A 20,522-nucleotide genomic window follows, 5' to 3' on the forward strand; every position below is an offset into this window, starting at 1 on the left:
CATGGACCTGATCGCCAACCACATCACCCATCGCTTCGGCGATCTCGCCGTGCTCGACGACGTCTCGTTCACCGTCAGCGCGGGCGAGGTGGTGGCGATCGTGGGGCCGTCGGGCTGCGGCAAGAGCACGTTGCTGTCGATCCTCGGCGGGCTGTTGCTGCCGACCTCCGGCGCGCCCGAGCTGCGTGGATCGCCGCCGGCGGACAGCCTCAATCCGCTCACCTTCGTGTTCCAAGACTTTGCGCTGCTGCCCTGGGCGAATGTGGAGGAGAACGTCGAATTCCCGCTGCTGCACACCCAGCTCTCGGCCGTGCAGCGCCGCGCGCTGGTCGAGGACGCCTTGCGCCGCACCGGCCTGACCGATTTTCGCAAAACCTATCCAAAGCAGCTTTCCGGCGGCATGCGCCAGCGCGTCGGCATTTCGCGCGCGCTCGCGGTCAGGCCGGCCATTCTCCTGATGGACGAGCCATTGTCGGCGTTGGATTCGCAGACCCGCGAACTGCTGATGGAGGATTTCGTCCGGCTGCTCGCCGATGGCGGCATGGGTGCCGTGTATGTCACGCATAATCTCGAAGAGGCGGCGCGGCTTGCCGACCGCATCGTGGTGCTGTCGCGGCGCCCTGGCCGCATTCGCGAGGTCGTGAGCGTGCCGATGACGCGCACCGAGCGCGGTGACATTGCAGCCCGTGAAAAGCTGCTCGCGCTGCAGAACCAGATCTGGTCGCTGATCCGCAACGAGGCGATCGATGCCGAGCGCGAGGTTCAGCATGCTTGATCGCGCTCCGGCGGGAACATCTGCGAAGGATGAAGCGGTCCGGCGTGTCCGCTTTCGCGGCGCCGGCTTCGTGCCGGCGAGCAGCCGTTTCGGCGGCTGGATCGCGCTCGCGCTGGTCATTGCGATCTGGCAGGCGGCCGGCAGCACCGGCCTGGTCAATCCGCTATTCCTGCCACCGCCATCGGCGATCGCGCGGGCGATCTACCAGCTCGCGATCTCGGGTGCGCTGTGGCAGCACCTTTCCGCCTCACTCCTGCGCATCGGCGTCGGCTGGCTGCTCGGAACGGCAGCCGGTGTCGCCGTTGGCTTTGCCATCGGCCTGTCGCGTCTGGCGCGCAGCGTCGGCATCACCTTCATCTCGGCGCTGTTCCCGATCCCGAAGATCGCGCTGCTGCCGCTGTTGATCCTCTGGCTCGGCATCGGTGAAGAGCCGAAGATCGCGACCATTGCGCTCGGGGTGTTCTTCTCGACCGCGATCTCGGTCTATAGCGGCGTCGACGCGGTGCCGCGCAACCTCATCCGCATGGCGCAGAGCTTCAACGTGCCGTTCGCCACCATCGTGCGCAAGGTGGTCTGGCCGGGCGCGCTGCCCGCGATCCTCGCCGGCTTCCGTATCACCTCGTCGGTGGCGCTGCTGCTCGTCGTCAGCGCCGAGATGATCGGCGCGCAATACGGCATCGGCGCGTTCGTGCTGCAGGCTGGCAATTTGATGCAGACGGATCAGCTGCTCGCGGGCGTGGTGATTTTGTCGGTGTTTGGGTTGATGGTGGGGAGGGTGATCAACTGGCTGGAGACGCGGCTGTTGCACTGGCGGTAGCCGCAGTCACCGCAGCGTAGGGTGGGTTAGCGAAGCGTAACCCACGACCTAATGTCGACGCGGAGAAACCGATGGTGGATTACGCCTTCGGCTAATCCACCCTACAAGACCGGCGTCCTCACGCATTCCCGCGATCTTCCCGGAACAGATCCAGCTTCTGCTGCACGGGCCGATCCGAGAAGCTGAACAGCACCGCATCAATGTCGGCCTCGTGCGTGACCCATTGCCAGCTCGGCACCACGAACAAATCGCGCGGGCCCCATTCGAACGTCGCATCCCCGATGCGGGTGCGGCCGTGGCCTTCGATCGGACAGAACACCGTTGCGTCCGTCGCGCGATAGCGCGCGGTCTTGAAGCCTTTCGGCAGCAACTGGATGAACGTGCCGATGGTCGGCATCGCGAAGTCGCCGGTCTCGGGGTTGCTGAACTTCAGCTTCAGCCCGTGACAGGCGTCCCACTCCTGGCTCGTGCGGGCTTTCTCCAGTGCCTCGCGCGTGTAGGCATAGGGATAGCTGAAGATCGGCGAAGTCTTCGAGCTCCGTTTCACGTCGACCGGCAGCAAATTGTGGCCGTAGCGCGCAAAGCTGTCGCCGGCCGGCCTTGTAATCTTCTGCTGATCCTCGTTGGAGCCTTCCGCGAAAGAGCAGTCGAAGAATTGCACCAGCGGAATGTCGAGACCGTCGAGCCAGAACATCGGCTGGTCGGTCTCGTTGGAATGATCGTGCCAGGTCATCGACGGCGTGATGATGAAGTCGCCGGGCTCCATCGCGGTGCGCTCGCCGTCCACGGCGGTGTGGGCGCCCTTGCCTTCGAGCACGAAGCGCAGTGCCGATTGGCTGTGCCGGTGCGCGGGCGCGACGTCGCCGGGCACCACCATCTGCACGCCGGCATAGAGCGACGTGGTGATTTTCGACTGTCCGCGCAGGCCGGGGTTTTCCAGAACTAGCACGCGCCGCTCGGCCTCTTTCGCCGTGATCAGCTTGCCGGCTTCGGTCATGTAGTCGCGGATGATGTCGAACTTCCACAGATGCGGCCGGCAGGCACTCTTCGGCTCCGGCGTGATCAAATCGCTCATGACCGTCCAGAGCGCGGTGAGATTCTCGCCGTCGATCTTCTTGTAGAACGCCTCGCGTTCCGGCGTCTTGGTCACGGCTTCCATGGTGCGGCTCCCGTCGCTTTGTTGATTGACAGTATACTTACGATCTGGGTAGCGTCAACGTGCGAACAAGAACGAAACGGGAGGGTTCCGATGAAGCTGCACGGCTATTTCCGCTCCAGCGCCGCCTACCGGGTGCGGATCGCGCTGAACCTCAAGGGCCTCGGTGCCGAGCACCTGCCGCATCACCTTCGCAAGGGCGAACAATGTGCGCCAGCCTATCTCGCCATCAATCCGCAGGGCCTGGTGCCCGCGCTGGAGAACGATGCGGGCGCAGTGCTGACCCAATCGGTCGCCATCATCGAATGGCTCGACGAAACCCATCCCAACCCGCCCCTGTTGCCGAGGGATGCGTTGCAGCGCGCCAAGGTGAGGGCGTTCGCGTTGGCGATCGCCTGCGACACTCACCCCGTGCAGAATCTGAAGGTGCTGGCGCGGCTGCGCGAGCTCGGCCTTGCCGAGGAGAAGGTTCAGGACTGGGCGGCCTGGGTCAACCGCGAGGGGCTCGCGGCCTGCGAGACGCTGATCAGAAGCGAGCCGGGCCCGTTCTGCTTCGGGGATGTGCCGACGCTCGCCGATCTCTGTCTTGTGCCGCAGCTCGCCAATGCGCGCCGCTTCGGCGTCGACGTCTCCGCCTATCCGCGCCTGCTTGAAGCGGAAGCTGCGGCCAAGGCCCTGCCGGCGTTCGTCAACGCCGCGCCGGAGAAGCAGCCCGATGCCGAGTAAGCCTGTCCCTCCGATCACGATAGACGCGGTCTATGCCGCGCCGGGCTATCTGTTCCGGCGCATGCAGCAGATCGCGGTCTCGATCTTCATGGAGGAGTGCAAGGCGTTCGACCTCACGCCGGTGCAATACGCGGCGCTGATCGCGATCCACACCCACCCCGGCATCGACGCGACGCGATTGTCCGCAGTGATCGCCTTCGACCGCTCCACGCTGGGCAGTGTGATCGAGCGGCTTCAGGCCAAGGATTTCGTCGAGCGCAGGCCGGCGCCGGAAGACAAGCGGATCAAGCTGCTCTATTTGACCAAATCAGGCGCGGCGATCCTGCGCGACATCATTCCCGCCGTCGAACGCGCCCAGGCGCGGATGCTCGAGCCGCTCAAGCCAGCGGACCGCAAGGCGCTTATGGGGCTCCTGGCGCAGCTCGTCGATCTCAACAACGAGGCGTCACGAGTGCCGCTGCGGGCGGAGGACGCGCTGGAGCATATGGGGAAGGCGCCTTAATCCTGGATGACAGCGGAGGTTCACATCCGCAACAACGCCTGCCGGTCGATCTTCCCCGTGCCGGTCTTCGGCAGCTCGTCGATGAAGATCACCTCGCGCGGATATTTGTAAGGAAGCAGTTTGCCCTTCACGTAATCCTGCAGCCGCCGGGTCGTTTCGCTTTGATCCGCCGCGCGGGTGTTCATCACCACCACTGCCTTAAGCGTCATGCGCCGGTCCGGCAGCTCGGCGGCGAACACCGCGCATTCGCGGATGTCCGGGTGGTCGGCGAGGCAAAGCTCAACCTCGAGCGGGTAGACCCATTGGCCGGAGATCTTGATGAGATCGTCGGCGCGGCCGCGGAAGAAGTGAAAGCCATCGCCATCGCGGACGAAGCGGTCGCCGGTGTAGATCCAGCCGCCTTCGCGGATGGTCTCGGCGGATTTGTCCGGCCGGTTCCAGTACAGCGGCGTGTTGGAATCGCCGCGCACCCACAAGATGCCTTCCTCGTCGTCGGCGACATCGCGGCCGTCCTTGTCGCGCAGCGCGACCTCATAGCCGGGCACGCGCAGGCCGGCGGCGCCGAGCTTCTTCCGCTCGGGGCGGTTGGAGAGATAGATGTGCAGCACCTCGGTCGAGCCGAGGCCTTCCACGATCTCGAGACCGGTGAGCGTCTTCCAGCCGTTGAAGACTTCGGCCGAGAGCACCTCGGCGGCCGAGAGTGCCATGCGCAGCGACGAGAAGTCGGTCTTGTTCGCACCCTCGGCCTTGGTCAGCGATGTATAGAGCGTCGGCAGGCCGAAGAAGACCGTCGGCCTGTACTGCTCGATCGCCGAAAAGATTGCCGCGGGCTTCGGCTGGCCGGGCAACAGCAGTGTCGTCGCGCCCGCCGAGAACGGGAAGGTGATCGCGTTGCCGAAGCCATAGGCGAAGAAGATTTTTGGCACCGAGAAGCAGATGTCATCCGGCGTCAGCTTCAAGACGTTCTGCGCAAAGGCGGCTTCGCTATAGGCCATGTCGTGCTGGAGATGCACGATGCCCTTGGGCCGGCCGGTCGATCCGGACGAATACATCCAGAACGCCATCTCGTTGCGATGCGTGTCGGCTTCCGCGAGCTCAGTCGGAAACTGCGGGAGCCAGCCGGCGGCGGAAACGGCGTTCGGCGCGGCGTGATCGCTCGCCGGGCCATTGACGACGACCAGGGTATGCAGGGCCGTGTCCTTGCAGGCCTCGGCGTTGAAACGTGCACAGAACTCGGCGTCCGCCACCGCAACAGTCGCGCCGGAATCGGCGAGATAGAATTGCAGCAGATCCGGCGGTGTCAGCGTGTTGATCAGCAATGGCACGAAGCCGGCGCGCACCGCGCCGAAGAACGCGGCCGGGTAGGCCGGAGTGTCATCGAGGAACAACAGCACGCGATCGCCGCGCTTGAGGCCGAGCGAGGCAAAGCCGTTGCCCCAGCGCCCGGCTTCCGCGCAGAGCTCCGCGTAGGTGCGCGTGCCCGCGGGGCCAATGAGCGCGAGCTTGTCACCGTGGCCTTTGCCGACATTGTCGAACAGCACGCGGCTGGCATTGTAGACCTGCGGAACGGAAAAGCCGATCTCGCGCGCGCCCGCGCAGTCGGCGGGCACCTGGTCGTGAATCTGCTGGCTCATGCCTCGTCCCCACCGTTCTTGGCGGCTTCGTAGCGCGCCATGAAGGCCGGCGACATCGCGCGCAGGCGGGAGTCGTCGATGCGGCCGGAGCGGGTGATGTAGCTATAGGCAAAGTCCATCAGGCCCTGCTGCATGTGCTGAGCAAAGTGCTCGTACCAGAAAGCGCTGGTCCGCGCGGCATTGACGAGCTTCTGCACCACCGGCTTTCGCGCGGCCTGGTAGCGATGCAGGGCGGTCGAGAGATGGGCGTCCGATTCCAGCGCCTTGACCAGTGCAATGGCGTCCTCGATCGCAAGCCGCGTGCCGGAGCCGATCGAAAAATGCGCCGAGTGCAGGGCGTCACCGAGCAGCACCATGTTCTTGAACGACCAGTGCTCGTTCCAGACCCAGGGGAAGTTGCGCCAGACCGATTTGTTGGAGACCAGCGAGCGGCCGCCGAGCGTGTCGGCGAACACCTCCTCGCAGACACCTTTGGACTGCTCCACGTCCTTGTAGGCGAAACCGTAGGCCTGCCACGTCGCATGGTCGCATTCGACCAGGAAGGTGCTCATGGTCGGCGAGTAGCGGTAGTGATGGGCGTTGAAGGCACCGCGGTCCGTCTTGACGAAGGTCTGCGACAGCGTCTCGAAGCGCTTCGAGGTGCCGTACCAGACGAACTTGTTCGAGGAGTAGGACAGCGAGGTGCCGAAATCGCCCTCGAAGGCGCGGCGTACCAGCGAGTTCAGCCCGTCGGCAGCGACGATCAGATCGTGCCCGTTGAGCTGATCGATCGCATGAATCGGCGTGTCGAAGCGCGGGGTGACGCCGGCATTGATCGCGCGCTGCTGCAGGAATCGCAAGAGCTCGAGCCGGCCGATCGAGGAGAAGCCGACGCCGTCGATGGCCACGCTGTCGCCGCTCAGGTTCAGCGTGATGTTCTCCCAGCTCTCCATGTGCGGCGAGATCGCGTCGACCGTCTCGGGGTCGTCGGCGCGCAGGAATTCCAGGGCCTGATCAGAAAACACCACGCCAAAGCCCCAGGTCGCGTCGGCCGGGTTCTGTTCGAACAGGTCGACTTGATCCTCGGGGTGACGCTTCTTCCAGAGATAGGCGAAGTAGAGCCCACCGGGCCCCCCGCCAATCACGGCGATCCGCAACGTCTGCCTCCCTAATTGACAGTATACTTACTATCTAGGGGTAGACTAATGTGCTCCGGCCACCCGCGCCAGCGGAATTATCGGCAAGCCGCGCGGCACACCACAGCTCACGTCCGGACGCGCGTTTGGCGCGTGTCCGAAGCAGTGACCTTGCGAAGCATAGCCAAACCGTGGCGGCTTGGCCATCCGCCCCGTCAGACGCAGCGCTTCACCCGTACGCCGCCCACGAGCACGGTGGTGCAGCGGACCGCCGGATGGCACGCTTCTCTAGCGTGCCGCGAACGGCGCCAGCACGTCCTTGCAGGCAGGTGACAGCGACGCGGCGTTGCTGGCGATGCACTGCACGATGCGGCCGCCGCCAGGCGCTACGCCGGCGCACAGCGTGCGGATGTCGGCACCGCAGGCGGAGCGGACGATGAACAGCTCTTCGCGCGGCCGCAGCGGGCGCAACGCGATCACGGCGGGCGCGGCTGCCGGTGCTGCCGCCGCCGCGGGAGCCGCGCCCGGAGGTGCCGCCGTTGCTGCCGTGCCACCGCCGCCGGCCGCGGCGCTCACGGCCTTCTCGCAGGCCGGCGAAACCTTTGCCTTGTTCTTCTCGAGGCATTCGAGCGCAGGCGCGCCGCCTGGCGGCACGCTGGCGCACACCTTGGGATAATCGGCGCGGCACGCGCTCTTGACGGCAGCGACCTGCGCGCTGCTCGGCTGTTTGGCTGCCGCGGCCTTCGGCGCTGCTCCAGATGCCGGCTTTGCGGCGGGGGCGGTTTCAGCCTTCGGCGCGGCAGGCGCGGCCTCCGCCTTGGGTGGAGCCTCTTTGGGTGCAGCCTCTTTGGGTGCAGCCTCGGTCTTCGGCGCCGCAGCAGGCTCGACAGCGCGAACCGCGGTTTGGCATCCCGAGGACAGGCTGGACATGTTCTTCTGCAGGCATTGATAGGCTTCCACGCCGCCGGGCGTGACGCTCGCGCAGTGCGCCATGAAATCCGAGCGGCATGCGGAGCGGATCGCGCTCTTCTGCGCCTCGGTCGGCGCTTGTGCGAATGCGCCTGCTGCAGTTGCGAAGAGAGCCGCCGCCAGCAACGCCCCGCGTGCCGACGCATGTTTCAACGTGTTGAACATCCGAGTAATTCCTGCCCTGTCGGCAACGCCGACAATTTTTTCAAACGTGATGCAAACAATCGTCGCGGGTGATGCCGCGCGCGACATCATTGGCCGCCGCGACCTCTACCGCAAGTAGATATTGGCTTTGCAATTGCGACGTAACTACGTCGTCAGAGCTTGATCATGCGCTTGCCGCGGTTCTCGCCCGCCAGCAATCCGATCAGCGCCTTCGGCGTGTTCTCGAGGCCGTCGATGATGTCCTCCTGCACCTTCAGCTTGCCGGATGTGACCCAGGCCTGGAGGTCGGCGAGCGCTCGCTGACTCTCTTTCATGTAGTCCATCACGATGAAGCCTTGCATGACGAGCCGCTTCACCACGATCAGGCCGGGCACGCCGCGCGGGCCGTGTGCCGAGGGCGCGCCGTCATATTGCGAGATCGCACCGCAGCAGGCGATGCGGCCGTAATTGTTCATCTGCGGCAGGCAGGCTTCGAGAATGTCGCCGCCGACATTGTCGAAATAGACATCGATGCCCTTCGGAGCCGCCGCGCGCAACGCCTTGAACACCGCGCCGTCCTTGTAGTCGACGGCGGCATCGAAGCCGAGTTCGGAGGTCAGCCAGCTGCACTTGTCGGCGCCGCCGGCGATGCCGATGACCCGGCATCCCTTGATCTTCGCGATTTGCCCGACGATCGAGCCGACCGAGCCCGCGGCCGCGGAGACCACGACCGTCTCGCCCTCTCTGGGCTTGCCGATCTCCAGCAGGCCGAAATAGGCGGTGAGGCCGGCAATGCCGAACACGCTGAGCAGATGCGTCATCGGCTCGAGCTTCGGCATCTTGGTGAGATGCTTGGCGGGCACTGTCGCCAACTCCTGCCAGCCGGTGTCGCCGAACACGATGTCGCCCGGCGCAAGCTCCGGCGCCTTCGAGCTGATGACCTCGGCGATGGCGCCGCCGGCCATCACGCTGTTGGCCTCCACCGCTGAACGATAGGTCGCGCCGTGCATCCAGGCGCGGTTGGCGGCGTCGAGCGAGATGTAACGCACGCGCAGCAAGGCCTCGCCGTCCTTCGGCTCGGGCACCGCACCTTCGACCAGCTTGAAGTGCTCGGGACCGAGCTTGCCGCTGGGCTTTTCCACCAAAAGAATCTGACGATTGATGCTGCCGCTCATGATGTTTCCCCTCGGTCGTTTGACGATTATTGATGCAGCGGCCGCAAGAAAAACGTGCAAGCCGCTTTCGTTGTGCGCTGCATGAAGGCTAGATCGCGGGCGCCAGTTTCGCAACGGGAACATCCGCCCGACGATCGCACGCCAAGCGTGTTGCGCAGTCGTCATATCTGCGACATCATGAAGCGGTCGGTGTAGCGGGGGTGTTCAATGTCGAACAGGTTTACGCAATTCATTCTGGTGGCGATGGTGCTCGGCATCATCATGGGCGCGGCGATCTACAATTTCCTGCCCGACACGCGGGGCGACTGGGCCTCGTCCATCAACCTGATCGCCGTGATTTTCCTGCGCCTGATCAAGATGATCATCGCGCCGCTGGTATTTGCGACCCTGGTCGGCGGCATTGCTCATATGGGCTCGGGCTCCAAGCTCGGCCGCATCTTCGCCAAGACCATGGGCTGGTTCGTCAGCGCCTCTTTCGTCTCGCTGATGCTCGGCCTCGTGATGGTCAATCTGCTTCAGCCCGGCGCGAATTTCCCGGGTACGCTGCCTGACAAGGCGCAGTCGACCGGCCTGCCGGTTTCCGCCTTCTCGATCGAAAAATTCCTGACCCATCTGATCCCGACCTCGATCGCGGATGCGATGGCGCAGAACGAGATCCTGCAGATCGTGATCTTCGCCGTGTTCTTCTCGGTGGCGATGGGCTCGATGCCCGAGCGCTCCAAGCCGATCCTGGCGCTGATCGACGACATCGGCCACATCATGCTCAAGGTGACGGGCTATGTGATGCTGTTCGCGCCGTTCGCGGTCTGGGCCGCCATCACCGCGACGGTGGCCAAGAACGGCCTGCTGGTGCTCTGGAAGCTCATCGTCTTCATGGGTGGCTTCTATCTCTCGCTCGCGCTCCTGTGGGGCATCCTCGTGGTCGTGGGCTTCATCGTGATCGGGCCGCGCTACGCCCATCTGCTGAAGCTGATCCGCGAGCCGCTGATGATCGCGTTCTCCACCGCGAGCTCGGAAGCGGCGTATCCGAAAACTCTGGAGGGGTTGAACAAGTTCGGCGCCTCGTCGCGGATATCGAGCTTCGTGCTGCCGCTCGGCTATTCCTTCAATCTCGACGGCACGATGATGTACTGCACCTTCGCGAGCGTCTTCATCGCGCAGAGCTATCACATCGACATGCCGCTCGGCACCCAGCTCGCGATGCTGGCAACGCTGATGATCACCTCGAAGGGCGTGGCCGGCGTGCCGCGCGCCTCCCTCGTGGTGATCGCCTCGACGCTCTCGCAGTTCGGCATCCCCGAGGCGGGGCTGTTGATGATCATGGGCATCGACACGTTCCTCGACATGGGCCGCAGCGCCACCAACGTGATCGGCAACACGCTCGCGACCTCGGTCGTGGCCAAGTGGGAAGGCGAGCTCGGGCCCGAGCACGAGCTTGAACCTGGCGATGCCGTGCCGGGGGACATGATCCCCGGCGAAGTGCCTGCGATGGCCGGCCATTGATCGGAGTGCATCATGCGCCTTTCAATAGCGATATCGGGCGGCCTGTTGCTGGCAGCGTGCCTGCTGGCCACGGGTGCCTCCGCCCAGACCGGTGGCAGCGAAGGGCTTAGCCCGACGCTGTCGGCGATCAAGACCGCGCACACCGTGCGCCTCGGCTATCGCGAGAGCTCGCCGCCGTTCTCCTTCCTCGACCAGGCCAACCGGCCGATCGGCTACAGCCTCGAGCTTTGCGAGGCTATTGTCGAGGAGATCGGCGTCGAGGTCGACGATCCCAATCTGAAGATCGCCTACGTCAAGGTCACCTCCGATGACCGCATCGACGCCGTGCTCCAGAACAAGATCGACCTGGAATGCGGCTCGACCACGGCCAATGCCGAGCGCGGCAAGCGCGTCGCCTTCTCGCCGCTGATGTTCGTCGCCGGCACCAAGCTGATGGTGCCGAAGGCGTCCAGCGTCCAGTCACTGACTGATCTGAAGGGCAAGACCGTCGTGGTGACGAAGGGCACCACCAACGAGCAGGCGATCCAGGCGGCCGACAAGAAGTCATCGTTGGGACTGAACATCGTTGTCGGTGCCGATCACGAACAGTCATACCAGATGCTCGTCGACGGCAGGGCCGATGCGTTCGCGACCGACGACATCCTGCTGTCCAGCCTGATCGTGCGTCACAAGGCACAGGACAAGTTCCGCGTCACCGGCGATTACCTGTCCTACGACCCCTACGGCATCATGTTCCGCAAGGGCGAACCGCAACTGGCGGCGGTGGTCGATCGCACTTTCCGCAAGCTCGGCTCCAACCACGACCTCGTTCCGCTCTACAACAAATGGTTCACCGCACGGCTTCCGACCGGCGAACGGCTGAACGTGCCGATCTCGCTGCAGCTGGAGGAAGCCTTCAAGGCGATGGACGATTCCGCGAGCGCGAATAACTAGCGCCTGTGCGACGAACGAAAGTGTGCCCTCTCCCTTACCGGGGGAGAGGGCGCAGCAACGAGCAGCGCGCGCTCACGTGCCGGCGGGCACCTGGTCCAGAAATCCCGTGATGCTCCTGATACGGCCGTCCTTCAGCACGGCGAAATCCGTCCCCTTGATCGGGCTGTCGATGCCGTCAGGACCAAGGCCCCAACTGAAGCGGACATGGTCGCCGTAGCCGTTGGGCTCGCCGATCAGCTTGAATTTGAAATCAGGGAAGCGCTGCTGCACGCCTGCGATCAGCGCATCGACGCCGTCATGGCCGTCGCCCTTCATCAGGGGATCGACATAGCTCGCATCCGCCGTCCAGTTCTGGCTCAGCAGTTCGCGCCGGCGGTCAGCTGCACGTTCGTTCCAGAGATCGATGTAGCGGCGAGCGATGGTGATGGGATCGGTCATTGTCGTCTCCTTCGATGGCGCCGTGTCGTTCGGCTGACATGATTATCGAAGGTTTGCGCGCGCTGATCGATTACCTCGGAGGTCATGCGCATGATGCGGGAAAGTGTGAAGCGGTTTCCGGATCGGATCATGCGCCGACAAGCGCGCGCAAATGTTTGTCGCGAACTTACTTGGCCGCCGTGACCATGATTTCGACGGTGTATTGTGCCGCCGCGAGCTTGGCTTCGACGGTGGCGCGTGCCGGCGTGTTGCCGGGCGAGACCCAGGCGTCCCACACCGCGTTCATCTCGCCAAACGTCTTCATGTCGGTGATGTAGATCGTGGCCGAAAGAAGTTTGGACTTGTCGGTGCCGGCCTTGGCGAGATGGCTGTCGATAGTCGCCAGAATGTCCTGGGTCTGCTTCGTCACGCTTTCGCCGGCGGCGTTGTTGGCGACGACACCGGCGAGATAGACTGTGTTACCGTGCACGACGACCTGGCTCATGCGCGGGCCGGTTTCAAGACGCTGAATGCTCATTGGGGGTCTCCTTTGAATGGCGGCCCTGTCTAGCGCAGCGGCTTGCCCTGTGCCACCCCAGGCACGCATGCGTTGCCGGGCACGCATGCGTTGCCAGGCACGCATGCGTCGTCGGCGATGCCTGAGTTGCACTTCAGGGAAACTGGCCGAAGAACGTCCAGATCGTTTCGGCTGCGTCGATGTCGCCGTTCTGCGACCCGAGCAAGCTGGCGGCGACCTTCGGGAAGCGGGCATCCGGAAAAAATCCGGGCATGCGATGACCGCCTTGATTGATGCGATAAAGCACGACGTCGTGCCCTTCAGGACAGCGCGAGGATATCCGCGTCACCGTGGACTGGTCTGCTGGCGCCCTGTCGGGCAAATCGGTCATGTCGGCATTATCGGTCTCGCAGCCGTTGAGCTTGCGCCAGAACGCAAGCGTCTCGTCGGTGGACCAAAAACTGTCTGCGGCATAATAGCTCGATCCGCGGCCGCCTTCGTAGGGGACCAGCGGATCGGCGGTGCCGTTCATCAGCAGCATCGGCAACGGCCGCGACGGATGGCACGTGACAGCGGTCTCATCAGTGAGGTTCATGCTCACGCTCGCGCCGGCAGCAAACAGATCGGCGCGGGCGCAGACCAGCGTCATTGCCATGGCGCCGCCATTGGAGATGCCGGTGACATAGACGCGGCGAGGATCGGCGGTGCCGTTCGCCACCAGCTTCTCGACGAGCTTTGCGATGAAGGCGACGTCGTCGGTGCCTGCGGGCGGGCCACGGAGCGCCGGTCCCGCCTTGGTCCTCGCATCGGCCCATGCGTGGTTGAGGCCATCAGGAAAGACCACCGCAAACCCTTCGCGCTTTGCGACCTGCGGCCACGCCGTCCGCGTCATCATGTCGGCTCCGCGCTGCGTCTTGCCGTGCAGCACGACGACGAGCGGCACGAGCCGCTTCGACGGCAGTTGCACAGTGTAGGACCGCTTCACACCGTCAATATCGATCGTATCCGCGGACGCAGCCGAGGCAGCGGCTAATGCCGCAACAAACGCCCCGATGCGCAGCCGCGGCCGCATCATCTAGCCCACGGCCTTCGCCGCGGCCCGGCCCGCATTGCGGCCCGAGAACAGGCAGCCGCCGAGGAACGTGCCTTCCAGCGAACGATAGCCGTGCACGCCGCCGCCGCCGAAGCCGGCGGCTTCGCCGGCTGCATAGAGGCCGGGGATGACGCTGCCCTCCTCGCCGAACACGCGCGAAGAGAGGTCGGTCTCGAAACCGCCGAGCGTCTTGCGGGTGAGGATGTTGAGCTTGACCGCGATCAGCGGCCCTTGCGCGGGATCGAGGATGCGGTGAGGGGAGGCGGTGCGGATCAGTCTGTCGCCGATATAGCGCCGCGCATTGTGAATGTTCATCACCTGCGCATCCTTGACGTAAGGGTTGGCGATCTCTCGGTCGCGCGCCTCGATCTGCATCCTGATGTGCTCGAGCTTGAGGAGGTCGCTGCCGGCCAGCTTGTTCATGGCCGCAACGAGATCCTCGATCTTGTCGCGCACGATGAAGTCGACACCATGGCTTTTGAACGCTTCCACCGGCGCCGGCGCGCCCTTGTTGGTGGCGCGCTTGATGGTCATACGCCAGCTCTTGCCGGTGAGGTCGGGATTCTGCTCCGAGCCCGACAGCGCAAACTCCTTCTTGATGATGCTCTGGGTCAGGATGAACCAGGAATAATCGTAGCCGGTGGACATGATGTATTGGAGCTGGCCGAGCGTGTCGGAGCCGGGAAACAACGGCGCCGGCAGGCGCGTGCCGGTGGCGTCGAACCACATCGAGGAGGGGCCGGGCAGGATGCGGATGCCGTGGCGCGGCCAGATCGGTGACCAGTTCTGGATACCTTCGACATAATGCCACATGCGGTCGCGGTTGATCAGCCGCGCGCCTGCTTTCTCGGTGATGCCGATCATGCGGCCGTCGACATGCTCGGGCACGCCGGAGATCATGAATTTCGGCGGCGCGCCGAGTCGCTTCGGCCAGTTCTGCCGCACCAGCTCGTGATTGCCGCCGATGCCGCCGGACGCCACGATCACGGCTTGGGCCTTCAACGCAAACTCGCCGACAACATTGCGCGACGAACTCTTGCCGCGCTCGACATTGTCGGGGGCGAGAATGGCGCCGCCGACGCCATCCACCGTACCGTTGGTGATCGAGAGCGCATCGACGCGATGGCGGAACCGAAAGCTCAGCCGGCCGCTTCTGACCGCCTCGCGCGCCCGGCGCTCGAACGGCTCGACGATGCCGGGCCCGGTGCCCCAGGTGACATGAAAGCGCGGCACCGAATTGCCGTGGCCCATCGCGTCATAACCACCGCGCTCGGCCCATCCGACCACGGGGAAAATGCGATGGCCCATCGCTCGCAGCCATGCACGCTTCTCGCCGGCCGCGAACGCCACATAGGCGTCGGCCCATTGCCGCGGCCAGAAATCCTCGTCGCGGTCGAAGCCGGCGGTGCCGAGCCAGTCCTGCATCGCGAGGTCGAAGGAGTCCTTGATGCCGAGCCGGCGCTGCTCCGGCGAATCGACCAGGAACAATCCGCCGAACGACCAGAACGCCTGGCCGCCGAGCGACTGCTCGCCCTCCTGGTCGACCACGATTACGCGCTTGCCGGCGTCCGCGATCTCGGTTGCGGCCACCAGGCCCGACAGTCCTGCGCCGACAACGATGACGTCAGTCTCTTCAGCCATCTGTTCGGCCATATGTTTCCCCCTCCATGTGTTTCGCCCTCCACAGGTTCCTCCCTGTAGTTGCCCGGATTGAAGCCGGCGGTTGCAACTGAGATCAAGAGGACGGCGCGTAAGACATCGTTAACTTGTTCCACTTCGGGAAAAAGACCGGCTGAGTGCAGCGCCGGCGCAACACTGGATTTGAATTTGTTTTGAGCGAGCCGGCATGCCTAGACAAAACCGCGGTTACGACGGACCCTAGCAGGGCATCACCACCTGACACACAGATTCGAATTCGACTGGGGCGGGGGCCAATGAAGTTTCTGACGGGGTTGCTTGCGGCGGTTCTCCTGATCGCGAGCATGGGCGCTTCTCACGCGGTGGTTCGGATCGCGGATGACCGCGGCGGCCGGATCGGAACCTACGTCGACAAATACCAGGACCTGCGACAGTCGGGCGATACCGTCATCATCGACGGTCTCTGCGCCTCTGCCTGCACCATCGTCCTCGGCGCCATCCCGCCTGACCGCATCTGCGTGACGTCGCACGCCACACTGGGCTTCCACGCCGCGTGGGATTTCGGCAGCAACGGCCGCGCCGTCACCAATACCGAAGCGACCCAGATGCTCTATGCGATGTATCCCTCGCAGGTGAAGCGCTGGATCAATCAGCGCGGCGGCCTCACCCCGCATATGCTCTTCCTGAAGGGCCGGCAGCTCCAGGCTATGTACAAGCCTTGCTACCTCGACGCGCAGGCCTCGGCCAACAAGCCATCGTCGCGGTAGGCCGCGCCGTCGTTGCTTCCGTTCAACCCTGAATTCTCGTCATAGCCGGGCGTCGCTTTCGCTCGCCTATGTCCCGGCCATCCACGTTTTTGGCCCGGGCGAGAATCACGTGGATGCCCGGGCCTTCGCCTCGCGGAAGCGGCTTCGGCCGCGCAAGCCCGGGCATGACGGAGAACCTCCGTATCACAAGTTCTCCAGCCCGCCCGCCGCGCTTGCCCGGCCCCGTCCCAGCGCCTATTTGAAAGGCAGGGAACCCTTCACCCCGATCGTTGTCATGGCTCAACCACTGCACCCCGCCCATCCTGTATCGGACAATTCGCCCACTGCCGGCCGGACGCCGGTCGTGCTGCTGTTGGCAGGTGCTGGCGTCGGCGGCCTGGTCGTGCTCGGCGCGCTCGCGCTCTGGTTCCACTACGGCAGCCAGGTGTTCTTCGAAATGATCAGGACCGGTCTTGCCGCCTGCTTCTGACACGCGACAGGAAGTTTTCCGCTCATGAGCCCTACCGCCCGTCCGCTGGTGATCGCGACCGCCTTCGCCGCAAGCCTCGTCCTCGGGCTGCTGATCGTATTCTGGGCCATGGGCGGGGTCGGCAAGGTGGCGCAGCCGGCCGCGATCGGCGGCCCGTTCCAGCTCACCGACCAGAACGGCAAGACCGTCACCGACAAGAACCTCAAGGGCAAGCCGACCCTGATCTTCTTCGGCTACACCCATTGTCCCGACGTTTGCCCAACCTCGCTGTTCGAGATCTCGGAAGTGCTGCGCGCGATGGGCAAGGACGCCGACAAGGTCAATGCCGTCTTCATCTCGGTCGATCCCGAGCGCGATACGCCGGCCGCGATAAAGGATTATCTGTCGAGCTTCGACCCGCACCTCGAAGGGCTGAGCGGCGATCCTGCCGAGACCGCCAAGGTGATCACCTCCTACCGGGTCTATGCCAAGAAGGTCCCGACCAAGGACGGCGACTACACCATGGACCACACGGCGCTGATCTATCTGATGGATCGCGACGGCCGCTTCGTCTCGCCGTTCAACCTGAAGCGCACGCCGGAAGAAGCCGCAGGGGAGTTGAAGCGGTATCTGTAGGCTCCCCTATTGACCGCAATCCGCGCTCGCGTTCCCGGCCGGATGGGCTATAAGGCCCTCCGATCCCAACGAAAATCGTTCATTTCAGCCGATGGCTCCATCGCAACAGGCGAAATCGTCCAAATCCGCCCGTGGCTTGCTGACCGGGCTGGTCGTCGGCGTCTGCGCGCTCGCTGCTGCGCCGTCCGCGCAGGCGCAGGCCCCGGCCAAGCAGCCCCCAACGGCGCCGCAAGCCTCACCTCAGGTCGCGCCGCAAGCCGCCCCGCAGGCGGTGCCGGGTTTCTGGGACCCGCGGCGGCGGCCGGAGCGGCCGGACCTGTCGCGCCTGACCGTGATCCGTTTCCTGACCGAGACCGACTATCCGCCGTTCAATTACACCGGCGCCGACGGCAATCCGGCCGGCTTCAACGTCGACTTCGCGCGTGCGCTGTGCGAGGAGATCAAGGTCACTTGCACGGTGCAGATGCGGCGCTTCGAGACGCTGGTCGATGCGCTCTCCTCCAACCGGGGCGATGCCATCATCGCCTCGATGGCGGTGAGTCCGCAGCTCCGCGCCCGGGTCGACTTCACCGATCCCTATTACCGCGTGCCTGCGCGCTTTGCTTCGCGCAAGGACGCGGTGATGCCGGAGATCCGGCCCGAATATCTCGAAGGCAAGAAGGTCGGCGTCATCTCCGGCTCCGCGCATGAGGCCTATCTCAAGGCCCTGTTCACCGACGCCGAGCTGCACCCCTATCCCAACGACGACGCTATGCGCGGCGCCTTGCGCAAGGGCGAGGTCGATTTCATCTTCGGCGACGCCATCGCGCTCGCGTTCTGGATCAACGGCACGGATTCCGGCGATTGCTGCGCCTTCTCCGGCGGCCCCTTCGTCGAGAGCCGTTTCTTCGGCGAGGGCATTGGCATCGCCGTGCGCAAGGGCAACGACGTGCTGCGCCAGGCCCTGAACTGGGCGATGTTCCGCGTCTGGGAGAAGGGCCGCTACACCGATCTGTGGCTGCGGTATTTCTCGGTGAGCCCGTTCTAGTCCCAGGCGCCGTTGCCAATTCCTCATCCTGACGAGCTTGCGTAGCAAGCGTCTCGAAGGATGACGGCCCCGCTGGTGGCCGGGCCCTTCGAGACCCGCGCTTCGCGGGCACCTCAGGATGAGCATATGTCGTATCCGCGACACCGGCGCATTAACCGTCCGCTCATCCTTTTCGTCAAAATAGCACCGCTCTGGCCGCAGCGTCGCTCGCGGAGCGGCCTTCCGCGTGGTGAAATCGAGCTTCGGCTTCGAGTGGTGTGATGCGTAACATAATGATCTTCGCGGCGATCATGATCGGCCTCGGCACCTTCATGGCGCAGATGGCGGACAGGATGAGCTCCGCCTCGGCGACGTCGGTGCCGCGTACGGTCGCAGTCGCGTCCACCGCGGCGGCCGGCGGCCGCAGCCTCAACATCCCCCGCGACGGCCGCGGCCACTTCCAAACCGAGGGCCGGATCGAAGGCCAGCGCATCGGCTTCATGGTCGACACCGGCGCCTCCGTGGTCGCGCTGAACGAGACCTCGGCCGCCCGCTTCGGCCTGCGTCCCTCGCGCAGCGATTACAACGCCACCGTCTCCACCGCCAACGGCACCATCAAGGCCGCGCGCACTCGCATCGCCATGCTCGATGTCGGCGGCCTAATCGTGCGCGACGTCGATGCCATGGTGCTGCCCGACGAAGCACTGTCCGAGAACCTGCTCGGTCTCTCCTTCCTCTCCCGCCTCAGGCGCTTCGAATACGCCAACGGTCAGATGGTGCTGGAGCAGTAAAGGTCCTCCCAAAGGCGACGGCGACACATATTTCAAGAAAATCTCTATTTCGATCGCTCTCGCGGACAGATTTCCCCGTTACCAAACTGCCGCAATTATCATCCATAAGCTGCCATTCCCGCCTTCCGCTGCAGCCCGGCATTCGCTAAGGCTGCATCAAATCCTGGCTCTTTTTCACGAGACCGTCTCAATGTTCCCCAAGCCGAAATCCGTGTTGCTGCCCAACACCTATGCCTTCGAATCCGAGCCGATGGTGAAGGCCACGGGCTTTCGCGAATACGACGCGCGCTGGCTGTTCCAGAAGGAAATCAACCTGATGGGAATCCAGGCGCTCGGCATGGGGCTGGGCGCGCTGATCGCAGAACTCGGCGTCAGCCAGGAGATCGTCACCGGTCATGATTTCCGCGGCTATTCGGCCTCGATCAAATATGCGCTGATCTCCGGCCTGATGGCAGCAGGCTGCAAGGTGCACGACATTGGGCTCGCGGTGACGCCGATGGCCTATTTCGCGCAGTTCGACCTCGACGTGCCCTGCTGCGCCATGGTCACGGCCTCACACAACGACAATGGCTGGACCGGCGTGAAGATGGGCGCCAACCGCCCGCTGACCTTCGGTCCCGACGAGATGACGCGGCTGAAGGAGATCGTGCTGGGCGCCGAGTTCAAGAACAAGGCCGGCGGCTCCTATCAATTCCACGAGAATTATCCGGCGCGCTACATCGCCGATCTCACCAGCCGCCCGAAGCTCAAGCGCAAGCTCAAGGTCGTCGCGGCCTGCGGCAACGGTACCGCCGGCGCATTCGCGCCGCAGGTGCTGGAGGCGATCGGCTGCGAGGTGATCCCGCTCGACACCGAGCTCGACCACACCTTCCCGAAATACAATCCGAACCCCGAAGACATGGAGATGCTGCACGCGATCCGCGACGCGGTGCTGCAGCACAAGGCCGATGTGGGTCTCGGCTTCGATGGCGACGGCGATCGCTGCGGCGTCGTCGACAACACCGGCGAGGAGATCTTTGCCGACAAGGTCGGCGTGATGCTGGCGCGCGACATGTCCGCGATCCACAAGGACGCGCAGTTCATCGTCGACGTGAAGTCGACCGGCCTGTTCATCACCGATCCGGTGCTGCAGAAGCAGGGTGCAAAAACCACCTACTGGAAGACCGGCCATTCCTACATGAAGCGCCGCACCCATGAGACGGGTGCGCTCGCCGGCTTCGAGAAGTCCGGCCACTTCTTCTTCAACAAGCCGTATGGACGCGGCTATGACGACGGTCTCGTCTCGGCGCTGGCGATCTGCGATATGCTTGACCGCGCCCCCGGCAAGTCGATGGCCGATCTCAAGAACGCGCTGCCGAAGACCTGGTCGTCGCCGACGATGTCGCCGCATTGCGCCGACGAGACCAAATACGGCGTCATCGACAAGGTGGTAAAGCACTTCGAGGCCTTGCAGGCCAAGGGCGCCAAGATCGGCGGCCAGTCGATCCGCGATCTCGTCACCGTCAACGGCGTCCGCGTCACGGTCGAGGACGGCAGCTGGGGCCTGGTGCGTGCCTCCTCCAACAAGCCCGAGCTCGTTGTCGTGGTCGAGAGCCCGGTCTCCGAGCAGCGCATGCACGACATGTTCGAGATGGTGAACAGCGTGCTGCGCATCCATCCCGAAGTCGGCGAGTACAATCAGAAGATTTGAGGCGCGAGGCTAGTCTCACCTGCTGTCGTGCCCCGGCTAGACCGGGGCATCCAGTACGCCGCGGCTTATC

General features: G+C 64.4%; 22 protein-coding genes. 13 read left to right on the forward strand and 9 right to left on the reverse strand.

Features of this window, described 5'->3' with window-relative positions; all coding sequences use genetic code 11:
- Position 1 precedes the first annotated feature (1 nt).
- Both AC0L23_RS33060 and AC0L23_RS33065 read left to right on the forward strand, forming a co-directional pair.
- Positions 2-775: an ABC transporter ATP-binding protein gene (locus AC0L23_RS33060; protein ID WP_085351608.1), complete on the forward strand. Its 774-nt coding sequence runs from the start codon at positions 2-4 to the stop codon at positions 773-775.
- Positions 768-1,592: an ABC transporter permease gene (locus AC0L23_RS33065; RefSeq protein WP_085384086.1), complete on the forward strand. Its 825-nt coding sequence runs from the start codon at positions 768-770 to the stop codon at positions 1,590-1,592. Before AC0L23_RS33060 ends, AC0L23_RS33065 begins: the two co-directional genes overlap by 8 nt.
- A 118-nt stretch (positions 1,593-1,710) precedes the next feature.
- Here the strand turns inward: AC0L23_RS33065 and gtdA are convergent, their stop codons facing one another.
- Positions 1,711-2,751 carry a gentisate 1,2-dioxygenase gene (gtdA, locus tag AC0L23_RS33070; RefSeq protein ID WP_085358803.1) on the reverse strand — a complete coding sequence of 347 codons (1,041 nt, stop codon included), beginning with the start codon at positions 2,749-2,751 and terminating at the stop codon, positions 1,711-1,713.
- 90 nt (positions 2,752-2,841) lie between these two features.
- On the opposite strand from gtdA, the gene maiA reads away from it, so the two are divergent.
- Together maiA and AC0L23_RS33080 are read left to right on the forward strand one after the other, a co-directional pair.
- Entirely contained in the window at positions 2,842-3,474 is a 633-nt protein-coding gene (gene maiA, locus AC0L23_RS33075; protein ID WP_085351605.1) for a maleylacetoacetate isomerase, read from the forward strand.
- Entirely contained in the window at positions 3,464-3,976 is a 513-nt protein-coding gene (locus AC0L23_RS33080; protein WP_085351604.1) for a MarR family winged helix-turn-helix transcriptional regulator, read from the forward strand. Before maiA ends, AC0L23_RS33080 begins: the two co-directional genes overlap by 11 nt.
- Positions 3,977-3,996: 20 nt before the next feature.
- Here the strand turns inward: AC0L23_RS33080 and AC0L23_RS33085 are convergent, their stop codons facing one another.
- From AC0L23_RS33085 to AC0L23_RS33095, 3 genes are all read right to left on the reverse strand, one after another.
- A complete protein-coding gene (locus AC0L23_RS33085) occupies positions 3,997-5,610 on the reverse strand; it encodes a benzoate-CoA ligase family protein (protein ID WP_085351603.1) in 1,614 nt (537 codons plus the stop codon).
- The gene (locus tag AC0L23_RS33090) at positions 5,607-6,746 is read right to left on the reverse strand and encodes an FAD-dependent monooxygenase (protein ID WP_085383582.1); all 1,140 of its coding nucleotides are present in this window, start codon (positions 6,744-6,746) and stop codon (positions 5,607-5,609) included. Before AC0L23_RS33090 ends, AC0L23_RS33085 begins: the two co-directional genes overlap by 4 nt.
- A gap of 267 nt (positions 6,747-7,013) precedes the next feature.
- Positions 7,014-7,718 (reverse strand): cysteine rich repeat-containing protein, encoded by a 705-nt coding sequence (locus AC0L23_RS33095; RefSeq protein WP_240543210.1) that lies wholly within the window; start codon positions 7,716-7,718, stop codon positions 7,014-7,016.
- Between AC0L23_RS33095 and AC0L23_RS33100 the strand changes: the two genes are divergently transcribed.
- The gene (locus AC0L23_RS33100; protein WP_231189770.1) at positions 7,717-7,977 is read left to right on the forward strand and encodes a hypothetical protein; all 261 of its coding nucleotides are present in this window, start codon (positions 7,717-7,719) and stop codon (positions 7,975-7,977) included. The genes AC0L23_RS33095 and AC0L23_RS33100 overlap by 2 nt on opposite strands.
- A 34-nt stretch (positions 7,978-8,011) precedes the next feature.
- On the opposite strand, the gene AC0L23_RS33105 is transcribed toward AC0L23_RS33100, so the two are convergent.
- Entirely contained in the window at positions 8,012-9,013 is a 1,002-nt protein-coding gene (locus AC0L23_RS33105) for an NADP-dependent oxidoreductase (protein WP_085351601.1), read from the reverse strand.
- A 207-nt stretch (positions 9,014-9,220) separates the two neighbouring features.
- Here AC0L23_RS33105 and AC0L23_RS33110 point away from each other — a divergent pair, with 207 nt between their 5' ends.
- Together AC0L23_RS33110 and AC0L23_RS33115 are read left to right on the forward strand one after the other, a co-directional pair.
- Positions 9,221-10,516 (forward strand): dicarboxylate/amino acid:cation symporter, encoded by a 1,296-nt coding sequence (locus AC0L23_RS33110; RefSeq protein ID WP_027569994.1) that lies wholly within the window; start codon positions 9,221-9,223, stop codon positions 10,514-10,516.
- Positions 10,517-10,528: 12 nt separating this feature from the next.
- Complete coding sequence (locus AC0L23_RS33115; RefSeq protein WP_085358801.1) at positions 10,529-11,449, forward strand: amino acid ABC transporter substrate-binding protein; 921 nt, start codon at positions 10,529-10,531, stop codon at positions 11,447-11,449.
- 72 nt (positions 11,450-11,521) lie between these two features.
- Here the strand turns inward: AC0L23_RS33115 and AC0L23_RS33120 are convergent, their stop codons facing one another.
- The 4 genes from AC0L23_RS33120 to AC0L23_RS33135 all read right to left on the reverse strand — a co-directional run bounded on the left by AC0L23_RS33120 (position 11,522) and on the right by AC0L23_RS33135 (position 15,117).
- The gene (locus tag AC0L23_RS33120; RefSeq protein WP_018452997.1) at positions 11,522-11,887 is read right to left on the reverse strand and encodes a nuclear transport factor 2 family protein; all 366 of its coding nucleotides are present in this window, start codon (positions 11,885-11,887) and stop codon (positions 11,522-11,524) included.
- A gap of 166 nt (positions 11,888-12,053) precedes the next feature.
- Positions 12,054-12,404, reverse strand: coding sequence for a RidA family protein (locus AC0L23_RS33125; protein WP_007599359.1), 351 nt, complete (start codon positions 12,402-12,404; stop codon positions 12,054-12,056).
- Between the two features lie 133 nt (positions 12,405-12,537).
- Positions 12,538-13,458 (reverse strand): extracellular catalytic domain type 1 short-chain-length polyhydroxyalkanoate depolymerase, encoded by a 921-nt coding sequence (locus AC0L23_RS33130; RefSeq protein ID WP_085383583.1) that lies wholly within the window; start codon positions 13,456-13,458, stop codon positions 12,538-12,540.
- Complete coding sequence (locus AC0L23_RS33135; protein WP_026232436.1) at positions 13,459-15,117, reverse strand: FAD-binding dehydrogenase; 1,659 nt, start codon at positions 15,115-15,117, stop codon at positions 13,459-13,461.
- A 293-nt stretch (positions 15,118-15,410) separates the two neighbouring features.
- Here AC0L23_RS33135 and AC0L23_RS33140 point away from each other — a divergent pair, with 293 nt between their 5' ends.
- From AC0L23_RS33140 to AC0L23_RS33165, 6 genes are all read left to right on the forward strand, one after another.
- Positions 15,411-15,881: a Clp protease/crotonase-like domain-containing protein gene (locus AC0L23_RS33140; protein WP_018453000.1), complete on the forward strand. Its 471-nt coding sequence runs from the start codon at positions 15,411-15,413 to the stop codon at positions 15,879-15,881.
- A 274-nt stretch (positions 15,882-16,155) separates the two neighbouring features.
- Positions 16,156-16,350, forward strand: a complete 195-nt coding sequence (locus tag AC0L23_RS33145; RefSeq protein ID WP_085351669.1) for a hypothetical protein — start codon at positions 16,156-16,158, stop codon at positions 16,348-16,350.
- 24 nt (positions 16,351-16,374) lie between these two features.
- Positions 16,375-16,965 (forward strand): SCO family protein, encoded by a 591-nt coding sequence (locus AC0L23_RS33150; protein ID WP_085351598.1) that lies wholly within the window; start codon positions 16,375-16,377, stop codon positions 16,963-16,965.
- 91 nt (positions 16,966-17,056) lie between these two features.
- The gene (locus AC0L23_RS33155; protein ID WP_085351597.1) at positions 17,057-17,992 is read left to right on the forward strand and encodes a transporter substrate-binding domain-containing protein; all 936 of its coding nucleotides are present in this window, start codon (positions 17,057-17,059) and stop codon (positions 17,990-17,992) included.
- A 260-nt stretch (positions 17,993-18,252) separates the two neighbouring features.
- Positions 18,253-18,762: a TIGR02281 family clan AA aspartic protease gene (locus AC0L23_RS33160; protein WP_026232438.1), complete on the forward strand. Its 510-nt coding sequence runs from the start codon at positions 18,253-18,255 to the stop codon at positions 18,760-18,762.
- Between the two features lie 190 nt (positions 18,763-18,952).
- Entirely contained in the window at positions 18,953-20,452 is a 1,500-nt protein-coding gene (locus AC0L23_RS33165; RefSeq protein ID WP_085351595.1) for a phosphomannomutase/phosphoglucomutase, read from the forward strand.
- Positions 20,453-20,522: the final 70 nt, after the last annotated feature.

Source organism: Bradyrhizobium sp. MI1.4, from assembly GCF_055811315.1.